Origin of the sequence: Prochlorococcus sp. MIT 1306 (assembly GCF_047304515.1) — a bacterium.
GTDB lineage: Bacteria > Cyanobacteriota > Cyanobacteriia > PCC-6307 > Cyanobiaceae > Prochlorococcus > Prochlorococcus marinus_D.
In genome coordinates this window covers 1,899,444-1,920,803 of record NZ_CP138959.1, presented here as the reverse complement: position 1 = coordinate 1,920,803, position 21,360 = coordinate 1,899,444, and the positions used below count along the sequence as shown (strand labels likewise).

Sequence of the window (21,360 nt, the reverse complement as noted above, 5' to 3'; positions counted from 1 at the left end):
ATGGCCGACTTTGTGGTTCTTTCCACTGCAGATTGGGATCATCCGCTATGGACTAATAAGCAGCATGTTGCTGTCTCATTGGCTGCTGCCGGTCACCGAGTTTTGTATGTTGATTCTCTTGGTTTGCGTGCACCTCGTGTTGGGGCTGTCGATCGAGGCCGCATCCTGCGGCGTCTTGGTCGAGTGTTGCGTCCGCCTCGGCGTGTAGGCGAGGCCCTTTGGGTGTGGTCTCCTCTTGTGTTGCCCGGCGGGACGGCTGGATTTGCTTTGATTCTGAATCGGCAATTATTAACTCTGGGGCTGCGTCTTGCCTTGCTTTGGCTGCGCTTCCAGCAACCAATCCTTTGGACTTACAACCCGCTGACATGCCGCTATTTGTCGCTGGGTAGTTTTGGTGGAAGCATTTATCACTGCGTTGATCGCATCCAGGCTCAACCAGGTATGCCGGCGGAAAGGATCAGCGCAAGCGAGCGGCAGCTTTGCCGAGCCGTGGATGTTGTCTTTACCACTTCCCCGGATCTACAGGCTGACCTGGAAAAGATTCATCCTCATACTCATTTTTTCGGCAACGTCGCTGATCAGCAACATTTTGGTCAGGCATTGAGTGGAACATTGCCGTGTCCTCCTGCTCTCAATGATCTCCCTAGGCCTCGCTTGCTATTCATCGGCGCCATTGATGCCTACAAGCTGAATTTGCCGATGCTTGAGATCTTGGTGGCGCGCCACCCTGAGTGGACCTATGTCTTTGTTGGTCCTGTGGGGGAGGCAGATCCCGAAACGGATGTTTCCAATTTGCTCACGTTCTCCAATGTTCACTTCGTTGGAGCTCAGCCCTATAGCGATTTGCCTTGCTGGCTTGCTCACTGTGATGTCGCCTTGCTGCCATTGCGGCACAACAGCTACACCCGTCATATGTTCCCGATGAAGTTCTTCGAGTATTTGGCGTCTGGGAAACCAGTCGTTGCCACTGCGATTCCTGCTCTTCGTCCCCACGCTGTAGCTGCACATCTTTGTGAGTCTGAAGCGGACTCCTTTGAAGTGGCAATTGCCAAGGCGCTTGCTTCTGAAGGACCGGCTTTGACGGAGCGACTCGCTGTAGCGGCAGAACACACCTATGAGGTGCGAACAGCAGCCATGTTGTCGGTGTTGAACGAGCTGGGAATTTTGCCGGACGCTCGAGCCAGTGGTGTTTCCTCTGGAAGGGCCAGAGTCAGAGTGCGTCGTCTTCGTCACTATTGGCATGAATGGCTCCTGTCGCAGCTCGCGACTTCCTTGGCTGCTGGGCTGGATCGAATTGGTGCCCATCACAATGCCTTGGAGATGTTGCAAGCTTTTAGACACCGTTGGCCACTCAATCTGCCTGTACTACGTGCCTTGATTCCACGTTCAGTGCAAGCAGGTGATTTCAATTATGCGCTTGAAGTCATGGAAGATCTTTGGATTAATTACGGCCAGATTTCTTACTTACGTAAATTACTTTTTCGTCGGGGTTCGCGCCCTGAAGATCTACAACAGCAGATTGCTTTGTTCGAAACTTTTGCCAGAAGTGTTCGGCTGCCATTGACCTACCGATGTTATTCCCGAGTCGTGCTGGCCTATCGGATTGTTGAGAGTGGGGATCAAGTCAGAATGCGTGAATCAGCGGTTGCTTTGCAGTCGTTTGTTGTTCAACTTGAAAGTGATCCAGGCACAAGACTATGTCGGCGAGGAAATCGCTCGAATCGAGCAAAGTTATTGATTTCTTGCTATTCAACACTCACGCGCTTGTATTTAGCGCTTGGCGATCGAAAGTCACTGGCGGCTATTGGACAAAAAGCAGCGGAGTTTATGGATGGCTTCGATCTGAATGCGATTGATAGAGATACCTCCTTCCGTTTGACTCGCAATCTGATGCGATGCCTCACGATCGATGTCCTTGAAGCTTGGCGTTTGGGGGATCAATCCCTTTATCAGAGGGCGAGGCAAAGGCTTGTTCTGGTTGTGGATCATTGTCATCAATCCATCCATGATGAAAGCAATGCGCAAGAGGATCATCGAGGTTTTGCCAAGGCTCTTCTTGAAGAGGTTGATAGCCTGGAGCCAATGATTACTGGTCCCAGTCATGATCCGCAAAGGATTCACGAATTATTGCGATTAATGGTTAAGAATAAGGGATTATCACTTGATGGAGTGTTGCCCTTATTCCCTGATTATCTAGATACTAAAGTGGCTGAGGTCTGTCAATGAAGGATGTGGTTGATGTCTCATCGCCACGAGTGCTTTTGTACGTTGACTCTTTGAAAATTGGGGGTGCGGAGAGGATCACTCTCACCCTTGCTCAGTGGTTGTATCAGGAAGGTTGGACCCCAGTTGTTTTAACCCGTCAGCCTTTGGGAAGGGATTTTTACCCCATTCCGGCTGGAGTTGAGAGGGCCGCTGAGCCTGTTGATCCAGATTGGCTCAAGAGGCTGCGTTGGTTTGGTTTCCCATGGCGGGTCCAGCGTTTGCGGTGTTGGATTCGGCGTGAGCGGGTTGCCGTGGCTATTGGTATGACAACGTTGCCAGCCATCAAGCTGCTTCTAGCTACACGCCCTCTGGCTGTGCCATGCGTTGTTTCTGAGCGGAACTATCCACCGGCTAAGCGACTTGCTATGCCTTGGCGGTTGTTAAGACGTTTGACCTATCCATGGGCAGATCTCCATCTGGTGCAGACCCGATCAACGGGCAAGTGGCTTGCGAACAAGGTTGGAGCCAAGCATCAGCTGCTGTTGCCGAATCCTGTGCAGTGGCCACTGCCACGTTTTGATCCTGCCCCTGACCCAGAGTCGTGGCTTGCGGCTGCCGGGGTGGTTGCAGATGACCCTCTCATTTTGGCTGCTGGCACCAAGGCCTATCAAAAGGGTTTCGATCGTTTGGTGCAGACCTTTGCCTTATTGGCAGCTCGCTCGCCAAGGGTGCAGCTCGTGATTTTGGGCCTTGCGTCGACGACTTATCACGGCATGGATCAGCAGGCCAATTTGCGAGCTCTGCTTGCTCAACATGGCGACTTTCAGGCTCGACTTCACTTCCCGGGGCGCGTTGGCAACATGATGGATTGGTATCAACGTGCTGGGATTTATGTGCTTCCCTCGCGTTATGAGGGTTTCCCTAACGTGTTATTGGAGGCTATGGCGGCAGGCTGTGCTTGTGTTGCCTCTGATTGCCTCACTGGCCCAGCCGATTTGATTGAGAATGGTCGTAATGGGCTGTTAATGCCTGTGGATGCCTCTCCCATGGATTGGGCTGAGGCTTTGGCTGAGCTTTTGGCCGATACAACGCGGCGCCGTTCATTCGCCAAACAAGCATTAGATGTTCACGAGCGCTTTGCTCAACAGACTTTGCGTCAGAGTTTCTGTAAAGCTCTGGCAGGCTTGCAAATAGCAGATCATCAGGGCATTCGGAATGGCAAAGATGGATGATCTTTGGCTGGTATTGCCTCATTTGGGGCCGGGGGGTGCCCAAAAGGTTGCTCTTCTTGCTGCTGATCACTTCGCGGCTCAGGGGCTAAGCCTGCGTGTTGTGACTTTGCTGCCAGGTCATTCCATTGCCCATTGCCTCCCTGATGGACTTGATTATTGTGATCTAGGGCCTGCTGTCGAAGCCGCTTGGCGCAGGGACTATTGGAACCGATCCCTGGTAGCGCGTGGTCGACGATTCGTGTTCGCTCAGCGGCGACGACTACATCGCATCTCCGCAAAACTTTTGCTGCTGCTGGTTTGGCCCTGGTTGAGTGGCGAGGCTAAGCCTGGCAGGAATGGCCTTGCATCAGGATTGCTGCGTTGGTGTGTACACGGGGTTGGTGGGCCTCAGGCACTGCTGCTTCAGGATTTGTTTCGCCAGCATCAACCTCAGCGGGTCCTGGCGTTTTTAAGTCGTACCAACATGTTGGTGTGCCAGGCCCTTTGGGATTCTTCGACCCACCTGGTGATTTCTGAGCGCAATGATTTATCGCGTCAGTCGTTGCCTTTCCCCTGGCAGCGGCTACGCGAGGTTCTTTACCAACGTGCCGATGTGGTCACGGCCAATACCGATGGCGTGCGCCAGTCTCTTGAGTGTTTGCCCAATTTGCAACGCCTAGAACTATTGCCCAACCCTCTGCCGAGAAAGGATGACTCCCTCCATGTTGCCAATGCCGCTGATGGGATACGGCCAGAAGCATTTGTCACCGTGGCCAGGCTGGTTCCTCAGAAGGGCATCGATGTCTTGATTCGTGCGCTTGCACTGATGACTGGCTCGGCCAGTCAATGGCCAGTTTTTCTGGTTGGCGATGGCCCGGAACGGCCGGCACTGGAGAGTCAGGCTGTAGTCGAGGGTGTCGCCCACCGTGTGCATTTTGAGGGCTTCCGCAGTGATCCAGAGGTACTGCTTGCTGCAGCGTCTGTATTTGTGCTGCCTTCAAGGTTTGAGGGTATGCCGAATGCTCTTTTGGAGGCGATGGCTGCCGGACTTGCTGTGATCGTTACTGATGCGTCGCCAGGGCCACTGGAGGTTGTCGAACATCGCCGTTCCGGCATTGTGGTTCCCAGCGAGGACCCCCATGCTCTCGCCAAGGCGATGTCGGAACTGGTTGAAGATGTGGACCTCCGGAATCGTCTGGGATTGGCAGCACGTGATCGCCTTGAAGCCCTTGATTGGCCGCAAGTGGAGACACAGTGGCGCTCGGTGCTCGCTCTGCCATGAGCATGCGCTTGCTTGTTTTTGCGCCAACACGACGCGCGCCAACGGAAACCTTTGTGCGTGCCAATCTTCAGGGCCTTCCTTTTGAGATCATCGCCTATTTTGGTGATGAGCAACCTCTATCGGATCCAGGTCGCTTGGCCTATGGCCTCGCCATTCTTGTGAGTAAGGCGCTAACCAGGCTTGGCCTTTTGCGATTAGCCACTTTGCCAGGCTCATTGGTTGCTTGGTGTTTGATCCGTCGTCATCAACCTGATGTGTTGATGACTGAATTTGGTTTTCATGCAGTTCGTGTCATGGAGGCGGCTGCTTGGAGCGATACGCCGCTGATTGTGCATTTCCGTGGTTCTGATGCTTCGGCACAGAACAGGCTGGGCCTTTTGAAAGATCGCTATCGCCGTTTGATGGTGATTGTCTCGGGGATCATCGTTAAAAGCCAACCGATGCGTCGCACATTGTTGGCTTTAGGGGCCCCAAATGATCACCTCATCGTGAGTCCATCAGGAGCTGATGAACGACTATTCCATGGTGCCGATCCTGGTAGATCCTCTCCTTTGCTTGTAGCCGTTGGACGCTTTGTTGCCAAAAAAGGTCCGCTGCAAACGATTCGCGCTTTCGCAGCGATGCGCCAGACGTTGCCAGAGCCAGTTGCGCTCAGCACCAAGTTGGTCATGCTTGGTGATGGGCCACTGTTGGCGGAAGCGCGTCAGTTGGTTGAAACGCTTGCTTTAGGTTCCGCGGTGATCCTGCCTGGGTTGGCAGATCGCCAACGGGTTGCTGAGCTCTTACGTCAGGCTCGATGCTTCGTTCAGCATTCACAAGTGGCTCCAGATGGAGATCGGGAGGGTTCACCTGTGGCCGTGATGGAGGCCCAGTTGAGTGGTCTCCCAGTAGTTGCAACGCGTCATGAGGGGATACCTGAAGTTGTCGAGGATGGCGTCAGTGGTTTTTTGGTGGATGAGGGAGATTTGCAGGGGATGGCTGCTGCGATGGCGCGTCTGATCGTTGAACCGGATTTGGCTGCTCGTCTAGGTGCAGCTGGCCAGCGCAGGGCTGCTGCCAACTTCACCGCCCGCCATCATCTGGAGCAGATTGCTGCTCTGCTCAGGAAGGTGATTCAGGAGAGTCGTTGACTGATTTTGCTGCAGCCGGTCTGATTGCGCAGAGGGCTGTCGCTGCAAGAAGGCCAATGAGCACTTGATTGAACTGGTTTCGGTGGTGGATGGTTGTGGCTAGTGCATTGAATGCGAGGGCAAGGTTGAGACCCAGTGCCATCTCAACGAAGGTTGTGCCTTTTGGACCTAGTGGCAGAACTCTTTGCACTGATGCTTGCTGTCGAAGGAGTCCTTGAACCACAAGGATCAAAAGGATTAACAGGGCGATGATGCCTAGCAATCCGTGATGGCCACCTATTTGGGCAAAGGTGTTGTGAGCATGGCCGATGGATCCCAAAGAGCCTTTGAAATTAGGGATGTGGTAGCAGATCAAATTCAGTTTTTCATTGTTGAAGCCAACGCCGTAGAGAAATCGGTTGTGGCCTGTGAACATGGCTGAAAGCCAGCAGAGCGCTGCTTCGAGACGGTGGCTGTCAGAGCCCAGGTTGATGGTTGAGCGTGGCCCGATCATGAACCACCACAAGCCAATCAGGCTCACCATTCCTGCAGTGATGGTGAGGGAAATGGCGAAGAACTTTTTGCTACGACCCTTGAGGCGCATCACCAACCATGCCAATAGTGCACTTAGAGGAAATGCCACAGTTGCCATTCTCGATCCGCTGCCGATACAAAGGAGATATCCGCTGACTGTTCCTATCAGTCCCAGCCCTTTGATGATGAAGTCACGGTTGAGGAGATAGGAATACCAGGATGTCATTGTCAGGATCATCAGCAGTGTGGCCACGCGGTTAATGCCTTGATGACCATCCAAGGTGGTGGAGAAGATGGTTTTGATTGAGCCAAGAACCAGAGGTAATTCGGCTGAGGTTGCTTCGTGCAGAAACAGGGTAAAGATTCCCAAATTGGCCAGTGAGATCCATGCGAGTGTGGGTTTCCACGCTCGTTGACTCAGCAGTGAGCCGACCATGACCCCAAGGGCGATGAGCAAGAACTGAGTGGGTCCTCGGATGTCATCGCGCTGGATAATCACACGGGCATTGACCAGCAATAAGCCAAGGAATAGTGCTAGTTGTGGCAGCAGTTTGCTTCTAAGAGCTTCGCTATGTTTATCTTTTAATAGTGGAATAAGAAGCCTCCAGGCCAGCCAGATGACTAGTAATCCGAGGCTTACTTCCCTTGGGGTTTTATCCTTGATTGTGTGCAACGTGATGCTGATTGGCAGTAGAGCATCTACTGGCCTGATTTGGCTCATCCATTCGTCTAGTCGTCTTATAGAAGCTGAGTTTATTGGCATTTAGTATTGGATGAATAGAGCGAATAGGCTGGCCTTGTGAAAACTTGTTGCCTGTTGATCTTGGCTGAATTAATGGTGTCTATGGAGTGGGGGTCGTTGATAAGCTGCATTGAGTTGTGTGATTGATGCCGTCAGGTAGTGATTGCAAAGGGGCCTCGAAATGCGGCAGGCTTGTTGTGGGGCTTGGCTTCTTTCGTGTTGTTGTGTTGCTCGTTGGCATTGGTAAAGCAGCGTTAGATTCCTTGTTGAGAACAGCTGTCGTACAGGATAAGGCCCTTTGAGGGTTTAGGTAAGTGGCTATTGATTGCTCGTAAGCCATTGATATTGAAGTGATGACATTAACGTCTCTTACCAATGGTTAGTTCTTCACAATCTTTGGCAACGTTTGCTCATGCACCGATTCAAAACATTTTTGATCGCGGTTTTTTGATGATGGTTTGTTTGTAAGCGTTTGGTTTGTGTGTGTTGTATTGCTGGTTCCAACCTGCGAAATTTTTTGCAGATGATTGGTCTAGTAGCAGGGCGCCAAGTTAGCCCCTGTTGGGGTGTATGGCCTTATGTCATTGGCTCTATTCATTGATGGCTCAGTTTTGGTGGGCTCCGTCAAGCTCGCGACTGTCTTGCTGCAGCGTCTGAGGGGCGACGTATCGGCTGTGGCCTGGCAACTGGCAAAGGACAGCAAAATGGGTGCAATCTTCAGCCTGTCATGGTTGACTCTGCGCTTGAGGCTGATTTGCTATGCACCACTGTCCTCAGGGGGGCTTTCGCTATGACAGTTCTTTGTCGAGTCATATGGCGACGAGGGGTTGGCCAATTGTGAGATCTAAAGCGTGAGTTTTCTTGCTGGCCTTAATGATGCTCAGCGTAAGGCTGTCGACCATCATCAGGGACCTCTGTTGGTGGTTGCAGGAGCTGGTAGTGGCAAGACGCGTGCACTGACGCATCGCATCGCTCACTTGATTGGAGCGCATGGTGCCGATTCGGCTCAGATTTTGGCTGTGACCTTTACCAACAAGGCCGCGCGCGAGATGAAGGATCGTTTGGAGCTGTTATTGGCTCAGCGGCTTGCTGAGAGTCAATACGGCCAACCATGGAGCACTCTGCCGCCGGTGGACCAGCGCCAGCTGCGGAGTCGAATTTTTCGAGAGGTGACCAAAGAGTTGTGGATTGGCACATTCCACTCTTTATTTGCTCGCTTGCTTCGCTTTGACATCGACAAGTTTCGTGATGCAGAAGGACTGAGTTGGACGCGTCAGTTTTCGATTTACGACGAGGCCGATGCCCAGAGTTTGGTGAAGGAGATTGTGACTCAGGAGCTACAGCTCGATCCCAAGCGCTTTGAGCCTAAGAAGGTGCGCTGGGCAATTAGTAACGCCAAAAATCAAGGCTGGTTGCCTGATCAATTGGCAGCCCAGGTCGATGGTCAGCGAGGCAAGCTCACGGTTGAGACGTATCGGCGTTATCGCAAGGCATTAGCGGCGAACAATGCACTTGATTTCGACGACCTGCTGTTATTGCCCGTCCAGTTACTTCAGCAGAACGAGCAGATACGACGTTATTGGCATAATCGTTTTCGGCATGTGTTAGTTGATGAATACCAAGACACCAATCGCACTCAGTACGAGTTGATCAAGTTGTTGGTTACCGATGGTCGGGAACCTGAAATCTTTGATGATTGGCAGGGCCGTTCAGTTTTTGTGGTCGGTGATGCAGATCAAAGCATCTACAGCTTCCGTGCGGCTGATTTCACGATCTTAATGGGCTTTCAGGACGACTTTGGCGACAAAGCATCAGACGATGCCACTCGCACCATGGTGAAGTTGGAGGAGAATTATCGCTCTACCTCAACAATTCTGGAGGCAGCTAATGCCTTGATCGCTAACAATACAGAGCGGATTGACAAGGTATTGCGAGCTACCCGTGGCGAGGGGGAGTTGATCACCCTTACCCGCTGTGACGATGAGATCGCAGAAGCTGAAGCTGTAGTGCATCGAATGCGCATGCTGGAAGCTGCTCATCCAGAACTTCGCTGGGGCGATGTGGCAGTGCTGTATCGCACCAATGCCCAGTCCAGGGCGATTGAGGAGTCGTTGGTGCGTTGGCGTATTCCTTACATTGTCGTGGGCGGACTACGTTTTTATGACAGGCGTGAAATCAAGGATGTTTTGGCCTATTTACGCTTATTGGTCAACCCCGCCGATACGGTGAGCCTGCTCAGAGTCATCAATGTGCCCAAGCGAGGCATTGGCAAGACCACCTTGCAGAGACTTGCTGATGCTGCCAATCAACTTGGGATTCCTTTGTGGGATGTGGTGAGTGATGCGGAAGCAGTGCGCTCACTAGGAGGCAGATCGGCGAAGGGGTTGTTGCAGTTCTGTGAATTGATCAATGATTTGCAACGCTCGATTCAAGATCAGATTCCTTCGGAGATGATTCAGCAGGTGATGGAGAAGAGTGGCTATATCAGTGAGCTGATCGCTGAAGCTACCGATGAGGCAGAGGAGAGGCGACGCAATTTGCAAGAACTTGTGAATGCTGCTTTGCAATACCAGGAAGAAAATGAAGAGGGCAATCTTGAAGGCTTCTTAGCCTCCGCTGCGTTGGCTAGCGATGCTGATAGCAAAGATACGGCTGCTGATCGGGTGACGTTAATGACTTTGCATAGCAGTAAGGGGCTGGAGTTTCCCTTGGTCTTTCTGGTTGGTATGGAGCAGGGGCTTTTCCCTAGCTATCGCTCCCTGGATGATCCATCCTCTTTGGAGGAAGAACGACGCCTTTGCTATGTGGGGATGACGCGTGCCAAAGAACGTTTGTTTTTATCTCATGCCAGTGAGCGAAGACTTTGGGGTGGCATGCGACAGCCTGCTGTTCCCTCACTATTTCTTGCTGAGTTGCCCGAGGGTTTGGTGGAGGGTGATCTCCCTCAAATTGGTGGTGTGGCATTACGGCGTGAGCGACGGCTGGACCGTTTGACGCGGGTTGATCGCGATGACAATCAACGGATCAAAGCGGGTGGTGTGAGCGGAGCCCCTAGCAATGCAGTGCGGCGGCGGCAGGCTGGGCCCGCTCCAGGCAAGGCATGGGTCGTGGGCGATCGGGTCGTGCATTCCAGCTTTGGCGAAGGGGAGATCACACATACCTTCGGCAGTGGCGAAAAAGTGTCGATTGCTGTCAAGTTTGCCGGTATGGGGCCAAAGATTCTTGATCCACGTTTGGCCCCGATTGAGCCTTTGGAGTAGGCCTGAGGTGATGGCACGTAAAAAACTGCTCCTGATCCGTGGCCTGGGCCATAGCGGCACCACCATTCTCGATTTGGCGTTGGGGAGCCACCCACGCATGATCGGACTGGGAGAGGCTCTACGCATTTTGCGGACTCCTTCACCAGGTGAGGGTCACCGTGGGCCTGCTCGTCTTAGGGCTGAATTGCGCCATCAGCGTTTGTGTACTTGTGGCAGAACCGCGTCGAGCTGTCCGGTTTGGGGGCCTTTGCTCGAATGGTTACCTGCACACGACCATTACCCCCTTGTTGAAAAGTTGCAGCAGCTGCTTGCTGAAGTTGACCATCATGTCAAGCAGCAGGGGGATGCAATTGAGTGGATGGTGGAGTCCTATCAGGACGACATGGTGTTGCCGTTTGTTGATGATCCTGCCCTTGAAATTCGTATCCTTTATCTCACCCGGGATGTACGTAGCTGGGTCCATTCCCGCTCCCGGGATGGACGTCACAAGAAGCATTGGCTACCTGCTCTGAAGCCGTTGCTGCGCTGGTGTCGGGTCAATGCTCGTCAGGACCGACTGCTGCAGGCCAGCGGTCGCCCTGTGTTTCGGCTCGGTTACGAGCAGTTGGCGCTTGAGCCTGAGACGAGTCTGCGGCGGCTCTGTAGCTGGCTGGAAATCCCTTTCGATGAGCAAATGCTCCAGCCAGCGCAACATTCCACGAGTCATATTCTTGCGGGCAACCGTATGCGTTTTGATGCCAACCGTGGGGCCTCGATCCGTTACGACGGTGCCTGGTTGGGTCACTCGTCGAGTTTGGTTCAGCTGGCCTTGCTGTTGCCATGGGTGAGGCAATTAAATCAGAGACTTGTGTATTCCAAAGATCATTTGTTTAATCATTAGAGCGGATCAATGTGAAGATTCGAGTGAAATGAGCTGTTGGTTTTGTGTTAATGATGGCGATAAATTCTTCCGTTCTTGAGTTCAGGTTTAAATTGGTAGATTTGTCTGTATGGGGCCAAGTCGACATTGTACTTCTCGATTCTTTTACCTGTGTCGATATCAAGGAAAAAATCCCCTGACCTTGGCGAGTAGTCTTTGCCTTGGTTGATGCCTGAAATGATCGTATGAGTGCGATTGTCGACGTCGAATAGGACAATACGGTCATGGGGTATTTGTTTCAGGTAGTCAGAGTGCTTGAACCAAGACTTTGATAAAATTATATTAATTGGCTCCCCTTTTTTTCTGGTTTTTAGAGCGATGCGTTTCATTGCATCGTAAGTGCCATACCAGGAGCGTTGTTTCTGAGTGATATCGTTTGCTCGGTAACGGAACGTGTAGGCTTGACGGTCTTCGATTCCGAGAACAACAAGCGCGATACCAAAACCTGCGAAGCTCGCCAACTGTTTCCCACACAGCAGTTTGAGTTGTGGTCCAACCCAGTTATTCCAGATGGTAAGGATGTCAATGACGGCGACAAGATGAACAGGCAGGGCCATATAACTGTTTGCGCTGAATCCAACCATGGCAAACAAGACGAGCGCGTATCCAATTGCACCCAGGTTGAGGCTGTCAATCAGACAGAATCGTGATTGCTTTTTCGTTATTTGCCATATCCGGACCGAACTGTAAAGCAAGAGAAGGATGACTCGAAAGTCGATTGAAAATTTCGAGAACCGAAGATGATTGTCATAGCTTGGTGCATTAACATAGAGGCTTGGCAAAACGCTGAGAGTTATAAATGCTGCACTAAAAAGTAAGAAAAGACTACCGATTGCCAATTCCAGTTGATAAGCTCTGAAAAAATCTTTTTGAGATAACCCTCGCCAGCTTGGATAGCATTTAATGCCTCCAAGAAGACCTGCGATGCCAATGGATGCGGCGGGAATCAGAATCAGGGTTAGGGCTGGCTCTTTGAAAAAGAGTGCGTAGCTCGCAACCAGGAGTGAATAGAGGCCGTGTTCGATGCGTTTGGTTTGTAAATAACATAAGTACTGGTAAGCATAAATTGCGATGAGAAAGGTTAAAAATCTCTCGCTGTAGATGAATTGAAAATAGTTGTATGCCGATGCACTTGTAAAGAGAAATAGAAGCGTTCCGATCAGTACAAGGGATGGCGCAGGTTTGCCTTGTTTACTGTTTTGAACGATCGCGCTTGCACAGGCAACGGTGATGGCCAATTCCAGTCCGCTGATTAGAGACCATACTTTGGTGTAGGGCGTCAGCCAGCTCAGGATGTGAAGATCGTGGTGAGAAAGAGGAAAGAAGCGGTAATTATTGTTTCTCATGGTTTCGCCAATGAATGACCATCGAAGACTGAAATTGCTCAGAAGGTGTTTTGTATTAATATCGTCGTACCAAGTGAGAATTTCTTTGTAAAACCAGCTGCTTTCATGCACCATGATCACAGTGTAAATTGTTAAAATGATCGTTGGTGCTGGATGCTCTTTAATCCATATCAGCCAACCCCTACTCGCTGATCTTTCTATTTGGCCGTTCGAATCTCGCCTGTTTTCTGTTTGTAATGAGTGTGCTGTTGAAACTAAAGCGGCAGATAAGCCCAGCAAAACAAATACGAAAATGGCGTGACTTGTGTTGTTGTAGTTGTATATAAGGGATCGTCCTGCTACAGATGCTGGGCTCGGCAATGCATCGCGATGAGTCAATAGCCAGGCACAGAGTCCCAGGCCAATAGCGCTGATCGCTGCGGAGAGAGTTGCGATCCAAAACGCAAATCTGAGAAGCTTCGTATCGCCGGAAACAGTCATTGCTTGTCGTAATCCTGTCAAGGTTGTTATGGATGAATCAATGTCGAAGGTGAGTGTTGCAAGTTGCTCACTGGATGCTCAGTGTTTGCAGAGATTTCACCAGATCATCGATGGCTTTGATCTGGGTTAGGAACGGTTCTAGTTTTGCCAGCGGAAGCGCACTTGGGCCATCACAAAACGCTTCGTCAGGGTTGGGATGAGCTTCCAGGAATAAACCCGCAAGCCCAACGGCCATGCCAGCACGGGCGAGTTCAAGAACTTGTGCACGCCGGCCGCCCGAGGCGGCTCCGCCAGCATCGCGGCATTGCAATGCATGGGTGACATCGAAAATCAGGGGCAAATCATTGCAGATATCCTTCATGACTCCAAAGCCCAACATGTCGACAACTAGATTGTCGTAACCAAAGTTGCTCCCACGCTCACAAAGAAGCAATTTAGTGTTGCCACATTCTCTAAATTTTTCAGTAATATTCTTCATTTGCTCTGGGCTCAGGAATTGAGGCTTCTTGATATTAATTACGGCATTTGTTTCTGCCATCGCCCGCACAAGATCTGTTTGGCGTGCCAGGAAGGCAGGAAGTTGAATCACGTCGCAAATGGCGGCTGCTTCAGAGGCCTCTTCCGGTGAATGGACGTCAGTTAAAACTGGGATTTTATAGGTTTCTTTCACGGCTCTGAGTATGTTTAGACCTGTTGTAATCCCTGGGCCCCGGTAGGAATGAATTGAAGAACGATTAGCTTTGTCGTAAGAGGCTTTGAAGACAAATGGAATGTCTAGGCGTTGACAAACTTCAACGTAATGGCCGGCCACGTTGATAGCAAAATCAAGACTTTCAAGCACATTTACCCCGCCGATCAATACGAAGTGTTGATCGTTGGCAACGCGAATGCCATCTATTGAGACGCTAGGACTTGTCATCTTGATGATGCGTTTTGATATTCTATATTGAGTGTAGCTGGCTTGGACCATCGACGGTATTTTCGTGATTGCTTGATGGCCTTGATCATGGTGATACGGGATTGCTGAACTGCCTTTGCTTGGCTGATATCTTTTTGTAGCCTTTCTAGGCTTATCTTGATGCTAGTGAAAGATTGTTGGCTGGCAATATTGAGGATTGTCATAACATGTCTCGCACGAATATCGGCTGGCTCAGCATTGAATTGAGGCCGTAATCGAGAGGCAAAAAATGTCTTGATCTAGAATAGATTGCCTTCTCATGCTTTGGAGAATCGCAGCGTTGCCATTCTCGAATGGGAGATATTGTTTTAGAAGTGCTTCCTGCTTCTCGCTGGTTGGGCTTCATTGCTTTTGTCAGCACGCTTCAGTCATAGCCCTAAGACGTTGAATTTTGTTGCGCCTGATTCGGCTTGGGTTTCTGCACCATTGAGTTGGTGAGATGAGAAAGGTCTACGCTCATTTTCATGAGCGAAACATTTGAGTCATGACCACGCCGATACCGATTTATATCGGTTACGACCCGCGTGAAAGAGCTGCGACCAATGTTTTGATCGACAGTCTTTACCAGCACAGCTCGATGCTGCTGGCAATAACCCCTTTGGTTACTCCTCAGCTGGAAGGCCAGGGCTTGTTTCGGCGGGAGCGTGATCCGAAGCAAAGCACGGCATTTTCCTTCACGAGGTTTCTTGTGCCGAAGCTCATGGGTTATCAAGGCTGGGCGATTTTTATGGACTGCGACATGCTCTGCCGTGGTGATATCGCGGAGCTATGGGCCCAGCGCGATGAACAGATGGCCGTGATGTGCGTTAAGCATGAGCATGAGCCGGGAGAAACGAAGAAATTCTTGGGTGAGGTGCAGAGCCCCTACCCGAAAAAGAACTGGAGTTCGCTAATGATGCTGAATTGCAGTCGTTGTACGGCTCTAACCGTCGATTATGTGAGTACGGCCACGGGGCTTGATTTGCATCGTTTTCACTGGCTTGCCGGTGATCATGAGATTGGAGCCATTGAGGGTGGGCTTTGGAACCACTTGGTTGCTGTTCAGGAGGATCCTGAGCTTTCAGTTGGGCAGTCACGACCCCAGTTACTGCATTGGACTTTGGGTGGACCATGGTTCCGCGAACAGCGCACGATGGGTGGTGCCTTAGCGGCTGAATGGTTTAGTGCTCGTGATGATGCGATGAAGCTTTGGGATTGATGCCGATGGGAGTTCAACGCAGTGTCGTGGCCGTGCCTGCAAGGCTTGAATCATCGCGATTACCCAATAAGGTTCTGGCAGATATCGGCGGGATGCCAATGCTGCAGCGTGTTCTTGAGCGCTGCAGTCAGGCTCATGGGCCAACGGCGGTTGTCCTTTGCACGGATAGTGATCGATTGAAAGAGATGGCGGAAGACTGGGGTTTCCCGGTGTTGATGACTTCGGCTTCATGCAGTTCAGGTAGCGAAAGAATTGCTTCGGTTGCCGATCATTTGGTTGCCATGGCCTGGGATGAGCAAGCTGATGGTTGGGATCAGCAGCAGCAGCAACAGCGGTTGGCTATGACTGCAGTGATCAATGTGCAAGGGGATCAGCCGTTCTTGGATCCTGCGGTGGTGACGACAATGGCGATGGAGTTTGAGCAGAGAGAGATTGTTCCAGCTGTGATAACTCCGGTTTACCGACTCAAGCCCGAGACCATCCATAACCCCAATGTGGTTAAGACCTTATTGGCTATTGACGGCCGAGCGCTTTATTTTTCTCGCTCGGCGATTCCGCATGTGCGCGATGTGGACCCTTTGGATTGGCATCGCCATGCCACCTACTGGGGGCATGTGGGGATGTATGGCTTTCGAGGAGATGTGTTGGCCTGCTGGTCAGGTATGCCGCCTTCGCCTTTGGAAGCTCTTGAACGTCTAGAGCAATTGCGATTGATTGAAGCTGGTCATACGATTTCCACCTTTGCAGTTGAGGGGACATCCCTTTCGGTGGATACGGTTGAGCAGTTGGAAGAAGCTAGGGAATGTGCCTTGAAATCTTGATCGTGAAGCCAAGCTGAATGGCTTTTATTGGTCTCTGCACCAAGTTGCAGATGTTGGCCATATTGATTCAATATTGACATGCGGTAATTGATTTTTGACTGCGTGGTAGATAGGCGATTGCCACAGCCCTAGCTGCTCTAAAATATCTTCTGGTATGAGAGTATCTGTAGCACTTACATTAATCTTTTGTCCCCAACGTGGCTCTTGGTAGTTAATGTCTAGGAATTTGCATAGGTTCGCGTAAGTTTTCTGTGTGAACAATGTTTCGTAGAAGCTGATGAAGCAGTTTTCGTGACCAAAGGCTTCGTCTAGGGCGCCCAAAGTCTGCGCGTAATTACTGCGAATCGAGACTCGTTTTGGCAGTTTGTTAACAAGAGACCGAAGGGCTTCTATCTCTTGCGATGGGTCTTTTTGTCCGCGTTTACGCAGTTTCATGCGTTGGCTGGAAATCACTCGTTCAATGGGGTCACGCATCAGAAAAACCGGTCGAACAGGAATCCCGCGTTGCGTAAATTCACGTTTGATTGTCATCAGGGTATTGGCGCTTAGGCATGAATAGGAGGGGGTAATGTCTCCGGTTAGGTTGATATGAGGTTGGCTTAGTAGATTGTAAAAGTAGTCGTAATAGCGCCCAGTATCCTTGAAGAAGCGTTGGCGACGCCAAGTGCGTGGCTTGAGCCATGAACCTTGTTGTTGTCTGTAGCGGACTAGCTTTGGCACAGTTAATGCATCGTGGATGTGATATTCCTTGCAGAAGCCAAAATTTGCATCGGCTCTGTTATGTAGCTGTAGATGGAGCCACGACGTGCCGGCTTTTTGCGCGCCAACCCCGAGAAGGAAGACCCCTTGTTGTGTCGTCGAGTTTGTTTTAGTCATTGCGGTCCTTCCAGCCTTTCTTGCGCAGTTGATGCCATTGACCACGGGCTTTTAGTAGGCGTTCTGCGAGTTCTCGCACGGCACCATGCCCCCCACGGCGCTGGAGTACGGCATCGGCTTGGGATCGAAGGGGACGACAGGCATCCGCAGGGGCTAGCAAGAGCTTGACCAGAGGGCGCACGATGAGGTCATTGAGGTCGTCGCCGACAAATGCGGTGTTTAATTGCGACAGGTTGAGCTGTTGCTGCAGTTCTGCGAGTGCGGCGGTTTTGTCTTTGATGCCCACTAAGCAATGCTGAATGCCGAGCTGCTTGGCGCGCGCCTCGGTCGCTCCTCCTTTGCCACCACTCAGCAAGGCCAGTGTCAGGCCTTCTTGTTGGAGCAGTCGTAGTCCCAGTCCATCGCGCACATCAAATCGCTTTTGCAGTTCGCCTTGAGCATCAAGCCATAGCCCACCATCGGTAAGGACTCCATCAACATCCATCACCAGTAGATCGATGGAAGCTAATGCCTTCCACTGCAGTCGCCATTGCAGCTCTCGGTTCCAGTAACGGGGGTGGGTTCGAGAGATCAGGGTGGTGCCGCTCATGTCAACCCTGCTTGAATCAGATCATGAAGCCGTAGGAGTCCGAGCAACAGATTGCCTGAGCTGTCAGGACCTACGACGGGAAGTACTGAGATGGGTTTGCGACGGTTGCATTCCATCTGCTTGATCGCTTCGACTGCGAGCAGATCAGCGTCCACGGTGATTGGATCGGCTGTCATCAGGTCTGCAGCACTGAGGCTGGCCCAATTCTCGGCACTGTGATCACGCAGGGCGCGGCGTAGATCACCATCGGTAATGAGGCCCAGCAGCAGTCCGGCGGTGGAGGGGTCTTCCACCCAGCCACTACCAATACCATCTTGGGTCAGCTTGCAGATCACGTCTTGCAGACTGGTGTTGGGTTGTAGTGGCTGGACCTTTTCAACTGGCACCATTAGGTCCGCAGCGGTGAGGGTGAGCTGTTTGCCGAGCGAACCAGCTGGGTGGTTGAACGCGAAGTCTGCAGGTGAGATGTTGCGACGTTCCATCCATATGGCAGCAAGGGCATCACCGATCGCCATGGCCACCGCTGTGCTGGCGGTGGGGGCAAGATTCAACGGACACACTTCGCGATCAACACTTGCTTCAAGCACCACGTCACTACCGCGAGCAAGCGATGAGTCGGGCTTTCCAACAAGAGCGATGCGAGCGGTGCCACGTCGTTTGAGGTGGGGAAGCACTTCTAACAGTTCAGCAGTCTCACCGCTGTTGGAGAGCAGTAGGCAGACGTCCTCTTGGGCGACCACTCCCAGATCGCCATGCATTGCATCGAGGGGGTTTAGGTAAAGGGCCATCAGGCCGATAGAGGAAAAGGTGGCAGCGATTTTGCGTGCAACGATGCCGCTTTTGCCTACGCCGGTGATCACCAATTTGGCGCGTTGATCACCACAGCGTTCAAGCAAGACCAATGCCTTTTCCACCTGGCTGCTGCTCAGTCGTTCGGCAGCGACGGCGATGGCGGCAGCCTCTTCCTGCAGGCAGCGGGTGAGGGCAGACAAACTGTAAGTTCGTGATGATGCGGTAATTCTCCTGCATACCACCGCCATGGAGAGTCTGGTGAAGCCAGAGCCTGGATTCGATGGACCAGGTTTGCCAATGGGTTTGTTGGCGGTACTGGAGCAAGTTGCGTCAGAGGTTGGGATTAAACGCCTTGCCTTGGTGGGTGGTGCGGTTCGAGATGGCCTGTTGCATCGGGTTCATTTTGATCCCTGGCGAGGTTTGCCTGATCTTGATCTGGTGGTGGAGGGTTCAGCGGTGGTTTTAGCTAAGGAGCTTCGCCGTCATTTAGGGCCAGAGCAGTTGCCGCAGCTGCGTGTGCATGGGGCTTACGGAACGGTGGAACTTGTGGTTGATGGGGTCTTGCTTGATTTAGCCACTGCTCGGCAAGAAACCTATGCATCTCCTGGACAAAACCCGCAGGTCACGGAGGGTCATCTCGAAGAAGACTTAGCCCGACGGGACTTCACGGTGAATGCCATGGCTTTGGAGTTGCCAGGGATGACCTTGTTGGATCCCCATGATGGCTGGGCGGCTTTAGCCATGCGTCAGCTGGTTTTTTTACACTCAAACAGTGTCGCGGATGATCCGACGCGAATCGTGAGAGGGGCCCGTTATGCGGCCCGGCTTGGTTTTGAATTGGCGCCTGAGGCTCTTGCTCAGGTGCGCTCCACTCTGCAATCCTGGCCTTGGGCTTGGCGTCCTGGCGAAGCGCCGAAGCTGGCACCGCCAGCCCTTTCCACGCGGTTGCGGATGGAGCTGGAGTTGTTATTGGAAAGGGAGCCTTGGCAGAAGGCAGTGGCTCATTTGCAGGATTGGGGAGCTCTGGTGTTACTTGATGAGGGCCTTCAGGCTGATCAAAACTGGCATCGTCGAATGCGCTGGGCCTGGCGTTTGGAGCTGCCGTTGCTGACCGCATTGGTGGCCGGAGCTGCGGATCCTCTGGCTATGGCAGAACGCTTGCAGTTGCCACAATTGCAGCAAAGGTTGTTGGCGGAAGCGGCCGAATTGCAGATTTTGTTGGCTTCGCTAGAGGTCTCTGAGAGTTTGTCGACGTGGTCGCCCGCTCGCTGGTGCGAAACCCTGGAGGGCAATGGTTGGCAGCCAGAGGCGGTTGCTCTTTGCGTTTGCTTGGGTGTACCGATGTGGCGACCCTTGCTGCGTTGGTGGGGGCGTTGGCGGCAGGTGAAGTCTCCTGTATCGGCACAGGCTTTGATTGATCAGGGCTGGCGACCCGGCCCGGCTTTGGGGGCCGAATTAAAGCGGCTCAGGCTGGAGCTGATCGATCAGCAGGTGGCGTTGAGGTGATGTTGTTCTGGCGGCGCTTTGGGCTGGGAGTAGTGGTCATCCTGGTCTGTGTGGCATTTGCCTTAAAGGCTCTTTTGTTGGTGGATGTCACCAGCTTGTGGAGTGATGAGCTTTACAGCGTTGGTAAGAGTTTTCAGCCGAGTTTCAGGGATCTGTTGGCAATGCTCCGCAATGACACCCATCCGCCTGTTTATTACAGCCTGCTCTGGTTCTGGGGTCAGAGCGTTGGTCAGAACGCTGTGACGTTGCGATTGCTTTCCTGGCTGGCCTATGGGCTTGGTGGAATCGTGATGGTGTTTCAGGCAGGCGCCTTGGCTCAGGCGCGAGGGGTGTCGCGGGGTCGGAGTTTGTGCCTTGCGGCATTGCTGGCTTTTTGCAGTCCTTATCCGGTGCGTTTTGCGATCGAAGGCAAGAGTTATGCCCTTTTGGTGTTGTTTGTGGGACTTGCTTGGTGGTGGCGGCGTCGGCTTTTGCAGTCAGTGGGATCAAGCACTGTTTTTGCAAGAGATCTTCTGTTGTATGGCATCACGGTTTGCCTTGCAGCACTCACCCATTTCTATGGTCTTTTTTTGTTTGTGGCGGCGGCGGCTTGGGATCTATGGCAGCAGCGCTGGCGGCTGGGCGGCATAGCCACACTGGCTTTGCTTCCTGCTTTGGTTTGGATTGCTTACGCGGCTACTTATCTCTTTCGTGATTCCACGGGTGGCTGGTTGGCTCAGCCAGGTTTCGCTCTGCTTGAGGAGACCTTGGCAAGGGCCCTTGGTCCTTGGCCCTTCCCGAAAATTGGCTTGTTTGTCTTGCTGATGCTGGCTTTGCGACGATGGGGTCGACTGTCTGCTGGTCATGATGGTGATGAAAGCCATAGAAGGGATTTACAGCCAGCTGTAGTTGCTGGTTCTCTTTTGGATCAGAGCGGTTTGATTCCATCCGCGTTGATGCTTCTGGCAGTAGTGGCCGTGTCGTTTGTGAAGCCGTTGGCTTTTAGCCGCTACTTCGTGGTGCTGGTGCCGGCGGCTCTGCCTTTGATTGCGGTGAAGTTGGGGGGGCTTCGACTCAACCTCCGAGGTAGTGCCTTAGCGCTTGTCGCTTTGACGGCCCTAACTGTTTTGTGGTGGCAGCAGAGTTATATAGGGCTTCACCCTGGGCTCGGCAGTGCCGGTGGTAGGGAACAAGACAATTTCCGTGCGATTAGCCAATCACTAGCCGGCCAAGTGGAGCGCTATGGACGGCGGTCGAGGCTACTTAATTTGAGTGATCATATGGAAGTTGCCGCGGGTCGGATGCTTAGCAATCCAATGCCTTGGGGTGATGATGCTGCGCTGCAGAAACGACTCGATCAACCACCTTTGCCATCGTTTATCTGGCTTGCGAGTAGTGGTCCTGACCAATCAATGCGTCGTCGGCTCAAGCCTCTGATCAAGAGAGCTGAACAAGGTGGGTATACATGTCGGGAGGATGGCCCACAGATTGAGTACACGCGCGTGTTGCGTTGCACGTTGACGACGTCGAGTGTTGGTGACTCTCAGTAGCCA

At 52.2% G+C, this 21,360-nt stretch carries 17 protein-coding genes; 11 read left to right on the top strand and 6 right to left on the bottom strand.

The window, feature by feature from the left end; genetic code table 11:
* Genes SIB74_RS09680 through SIB74_RS09665 form a run of 4 tightly spaced genes read left to right on the top strand, consistent with a single transcriptional unit; the run spans window position 1 to window position 5,828 of the window.
* Window positions 1-2,226 (top strand): glycosyltransferase, encoded by a 2,226-nt coding sequence (locus SIB74_RS09680; protein ID WP_063396787.1) that lies wholly within the window; start codon window positions 1-3, stop codon window positions 2,224-2,226.
* Window positions 2,223-3,437 carry a glycosyltransferase gene (locus SIB74_RS09675; RefSeq protein WP_063396788.1) on the top strand — a complete coding sequence of 405 codons (1,215 nt, stop codon included), beginning with the start codon at window positions 2,223-2,225 and terminating at the stop codon, window positions 3,435-3,437. Before SIB74_RS09680 ends, SIB74_RS09675 begins: the two co-directional genes overlap by 4 nt.
* Window positions 3,421-4,698: a glycosyltransferase gene (locus tag SIB74_RS09670; RefSeq protein WP_082818521.1), complete on the top strand. Its 1,278-nt coding sequence runs from the start codon at window positions 3,421-3,423 to the stop codon at window positions 4,696-4,698. Before SIB74_RS09675 ends, SIB74_RS09670 begins: the two co-directional genes overlap by 17 nt.
* Window positions 4,695-5,828 (top strand): glycosyltransferase, encoded by a 1,134-nt coding sequence (locus SIB74_RS09665; protein ID WP_063396988.1) that lies wholly within the window; start codon window positions 4,695-4,697, stop codon window positions 5,826-5,828. The genes SIB74_RS09670 and SIB74_RS09665 overlap by 4 nt, the downstream gene beginning before the upstream one ends.
* Here the strand turns inward: SIB74_RS09665 and SIB74_RS09660 are convergent.
* A complete protein-coding gene (locus SIB74_RS09660) occupies window positions 5,800-7,062 on the bottom strand; it encodes an O-antigen ligase family protein (protein ID WP_063396789.1) in 1,263 nt (420 codons plus the stop codon). The genes SIB74_RS09665 and SIB74_RS09660 overlap by 29 nt on opposite strands.
* 599 nt (window positions 7,063-7,661) lie before the next feature.
* Between SIB74_RS09660 and SIB74_RS09655 the strand changes: the two genes are divergently transcribed.
* The 3 genes from SIB74_RS09655 to SIB74_RS09645 are packed head-to-tail and all read left to right on the top strand — an operon-like array spanning window position 7,662 to window position 11,223.
* Window positions 7,662-7,877, top strand: a complete 216-nt coding sequence (locus tag SIB74_RS09655) for a hypothetical protein (RefSeq protein ID WP_063396790.1) — start codon at window positions 7,662-7,664, stop codon at window positions 7,875-7,877.
* 57 nt (window positions 7,878-7,934) lie between these two features.
* Window positions 7,935-10,343, top strand: a complete 2,409-nt coding sequence (locus tag SIB74_RS09650) for a UvrD-helicase domain-containing protein (protein ID WP_063396791.1) — start codon at window positions 7,935-7,937, stop codon at window positions 10,341-10,343.
* Between the two features lie 10 nt (window positions 10,344-10,353).
* Window positions 10,354-11,223 (top strand): sulfotransferase, encoded by an 870-nt coding sequence (locus SIB74_RS09645; protein WP_063396990.1) that lies wholly within the window; start codon window positions 10,354-10,356, stop codon window positions 11,221-11,223.
* A gap of 47 nt (window positions 11,224-11,270) precedes the next feature.
* Here the strand turns inward: SIB74_RS09645 and SIB74_RS09640 are convergent, their stop codons facing one another.
* Window positions 11,271-13,109 (bottom strand): hypothetical protein, encoded by a 1,839-nt coding sequence (locus SIB74_RS09640; protein ID WP_413681685.1) that lies wholly within the window; start codon window positions 13,107-13,109, stop codon window positions 11,271-11,273.
* A gap of 46 nt (window positions 13,110-13,155) precedes the next feature.
* The gene (gene kdsA / locus SIB74_RS09635; RefSeq protein WP_063396793.1) at window positions 13,156-14,007 is read right to left on the bottom strand and encodes a 3-deoxy-8-phosphooctulonate synthase; all 852 of its coding nucleotides are present in this window, start codon (window positions 14,005-14,007) and stop codon (window positions 13,156-13,158) included.
* 523 nt (window positions 14,008-14,530) lie between these two features.
* On the opposite strand from kdsA, the gene SIB74_RS09630 reads away from it, so the two are divergent.
* Window positions 14,531-15,244 carry a glycosyltransferase gene (locus tag SIB74_RS09630; protein ID WP_063396795.1) on the top strand — a complete coding sequence of 238 codons (714 nt, stop codon included), beginning with the start codon at window positions 14,531-14,533 and terminating at the stop codon, window positions 15,242-15,244.
* 5 nt (window positions 15,245-15,249) lie between these two features.
* Window positions 15,250-16,065, top strand: a complete 816-nt coding sequence (locus tag SIB74_RS09625; RefSeq protein WP_063396991.1) for a 3-deoxy-manno-octulosonate cytidylyltransferase family protein — start codon at window positions 15,250-15,252, stop codon at window positions 16,063-16,065.
* Window positions 16,066-16,089: 24 nt separating this feature from the next.
* Here the strand turns inward: SIB74_RS09625 and SIB74_RS09620 are convergent, their stop codons facing one another.
* The 3 genes from SIB74_RS09620 to SIB74_RS09610 are packed head-to-tail and all read right to left on the bottom strand — an operon-like array spanning window position 16,090 to window position 18,570.
* Window positions 16,090-16,941, bottom strand: a complete 852-nt coding sequence (locus SIB74_RS09620; protein ID WP_063396796.1) for a hypothetical protein — start codon at window positions 16,939-16,941, stop codon at window positions 16,090-16,092.
* Complete coding sequence (locus SIB74_RS09615) at window positions 16,934-17,530, bottom strand: KdsC family phosphatase (RefSeq protein ID WP_063396797.1); 597 nt, start codon at window positions 17,528-17,530, stop codon at window positions 16,934-16,936. Before SIB74_RS09615 ends, SIB74_RS09620 begins: the two co-directional genes overlap by 8 nt.
* The gene (locus tag SIB74_RS09610; protein WP_063396798.1) at window positions 17,527-18,570 is read right to left on the bottom strand and encodes a KpsF/GutQ family sugar-phosphate isomerase; all 1,044 of its coding nucleotides are present in this window, start codon (window positions 18,568-18,570) and stop codon (window positions 17,527-17,529) included. The genes SIB74_RS09615 and SIB74_RS09610 overlap by 4 nt, the downstream gene beginning before the upstream one ends.
* On the opposite strand from SIB74_RS09610, the gene SIB74_RS09605 reads away from it, so the two are divergent.
* Both SIB74_RS09605 and SIB74_RS09600 read left to right on the top strand, forming a co-directional pair.
* The gene (locus tag SIB74_RS09605) at window positions 18,569-19,828 is read left to right on the top strand and encodes a CCA tRNA nucleotidyltransferase (RefSeq protein WP_063396799.1); all 1,260 of its coding nucleotides are present in this window, start codon (window positions 18,569-18,571) and stop codon (window positions 19,826-19,828) included. The genes SIB74_RS09610 and SIB74_RS09605 overlap by 2 nt on opposite strands.
* Complete coding sequence (locus SIB74_RS09600; protein WP_063396800.1) at window positions 19,828-21,357, top strand: hypothetical protein; 1,530 nt, start codon at window positions 19,828-19,830, stop codon at window positions 21,355-21,357. Before SIB74_RS09605 ends, SIB74_RS09600 begins: the two co-directional genes overlap by 1 nt.
* Window positions 21,358-21,360: the final 3 nt, after the last annotated feature.

Coding starts and splice junctions, on each gene's coding strand:
- SIB74_RS09665 (WP_063396988.1), top strand. CDS start 4,695: ATGAGCATGCGCTTGCTTGTTTTTGCGCCAACACGACGCGCGCCAACG.
- SIB74_RS09660 (WP_063396789.1), bottom strand. CDS start 7,062: ATGAGCCAAATCAGGCCAGTAGATGCTCTACTGCCAATCAGCATCACG.
- SIB74_RS09610 (WP_063396798.1), bottom strand. CDS start 18,570: ATGGCGGTGGTATGCAGGAGAATTACCGCATCATCACGAACTTACAGT.
- SIB74_RS09645 (WP_063396990.1), top strand. CDS start 10,354: ATGGCACGTAAAAAACTGCTCCTGATCCGTGGCCTGGGCCATAGCGGC.
- SIB74_RS09680 (WP_063396787.1), top strand. CDS start 1: ATGGCCGACTTTGTGGTTCTTTCCACTGCAGATTGGGATCATCCGCTA.
- SIB74_RS09625 (WP_063396991.1), top strand. CDS start 15,250: ATGGGAGTTCAACGCAGTGTCGTGGCCGTGCCTGCAAGGCTTGAATCA.
- kdsA (WP_063396793.1), bottom strand. CDS start 14,007: ATGACAAGTCCTAGCGTCTCAATAGATGGCATTCGCGTTGCCAACGAT.
- SIB74_RS09630 (WP_063396795.1), top strand. CDS start 14,531: ATGACCACGCCGATACCGATTTATATCGGTTACGACCCGCGTGAAAGA.
- SIB74_RS09600 (WP_063396800.1), top strand. CDS start 19,828: ATGTTGTTCTGGCGGCGCTTTGGGCTGGGAGTAGTGGTCATCCTGGTC.
- SIB74_RS09655 (WP_063396790.1), top strand. CDS start 7,662: ATGTCATTGGCTCTATTCATTGATGGCTCAGTTTTGGTGGGCTCCGTC.
- SIB74_RS09605 (WP_063396799.1), top strand. CDS start 18,569: ATGGAGAGTCTGGTGAAGCCAGAGCCTGGATTCGATGGACCAGGTTTG.
- SIB74_RS09675 (WP_063396788.1), top strand. CDS start 2,223: ATGAAGGATGTGGTTGATGTCTCATCGCCACGAGTGCTTTTGTACGTT.
- SIB74_RS09670 (WP_082818521.1), top strand. CDS start 3,421: ATGGCAAAGATGGATGATCTTTGGCTGGTATTGCCTCATTTGGGGCCG.
- SIB74_RS09615 (WP_063396797.1), bottom strand. CDS start 17,530: ATGAGCGGCACCACCCTGATCTCTCGAACCCACCCCCGTTACTGGAAC.
- SIB74_RS09620 (WP_063396796.1), bottom strand. CDS start 16,941: ATGACTAAAACAAACTCGACGACACAACAAGGGGTCTTCCTTCTCGGG.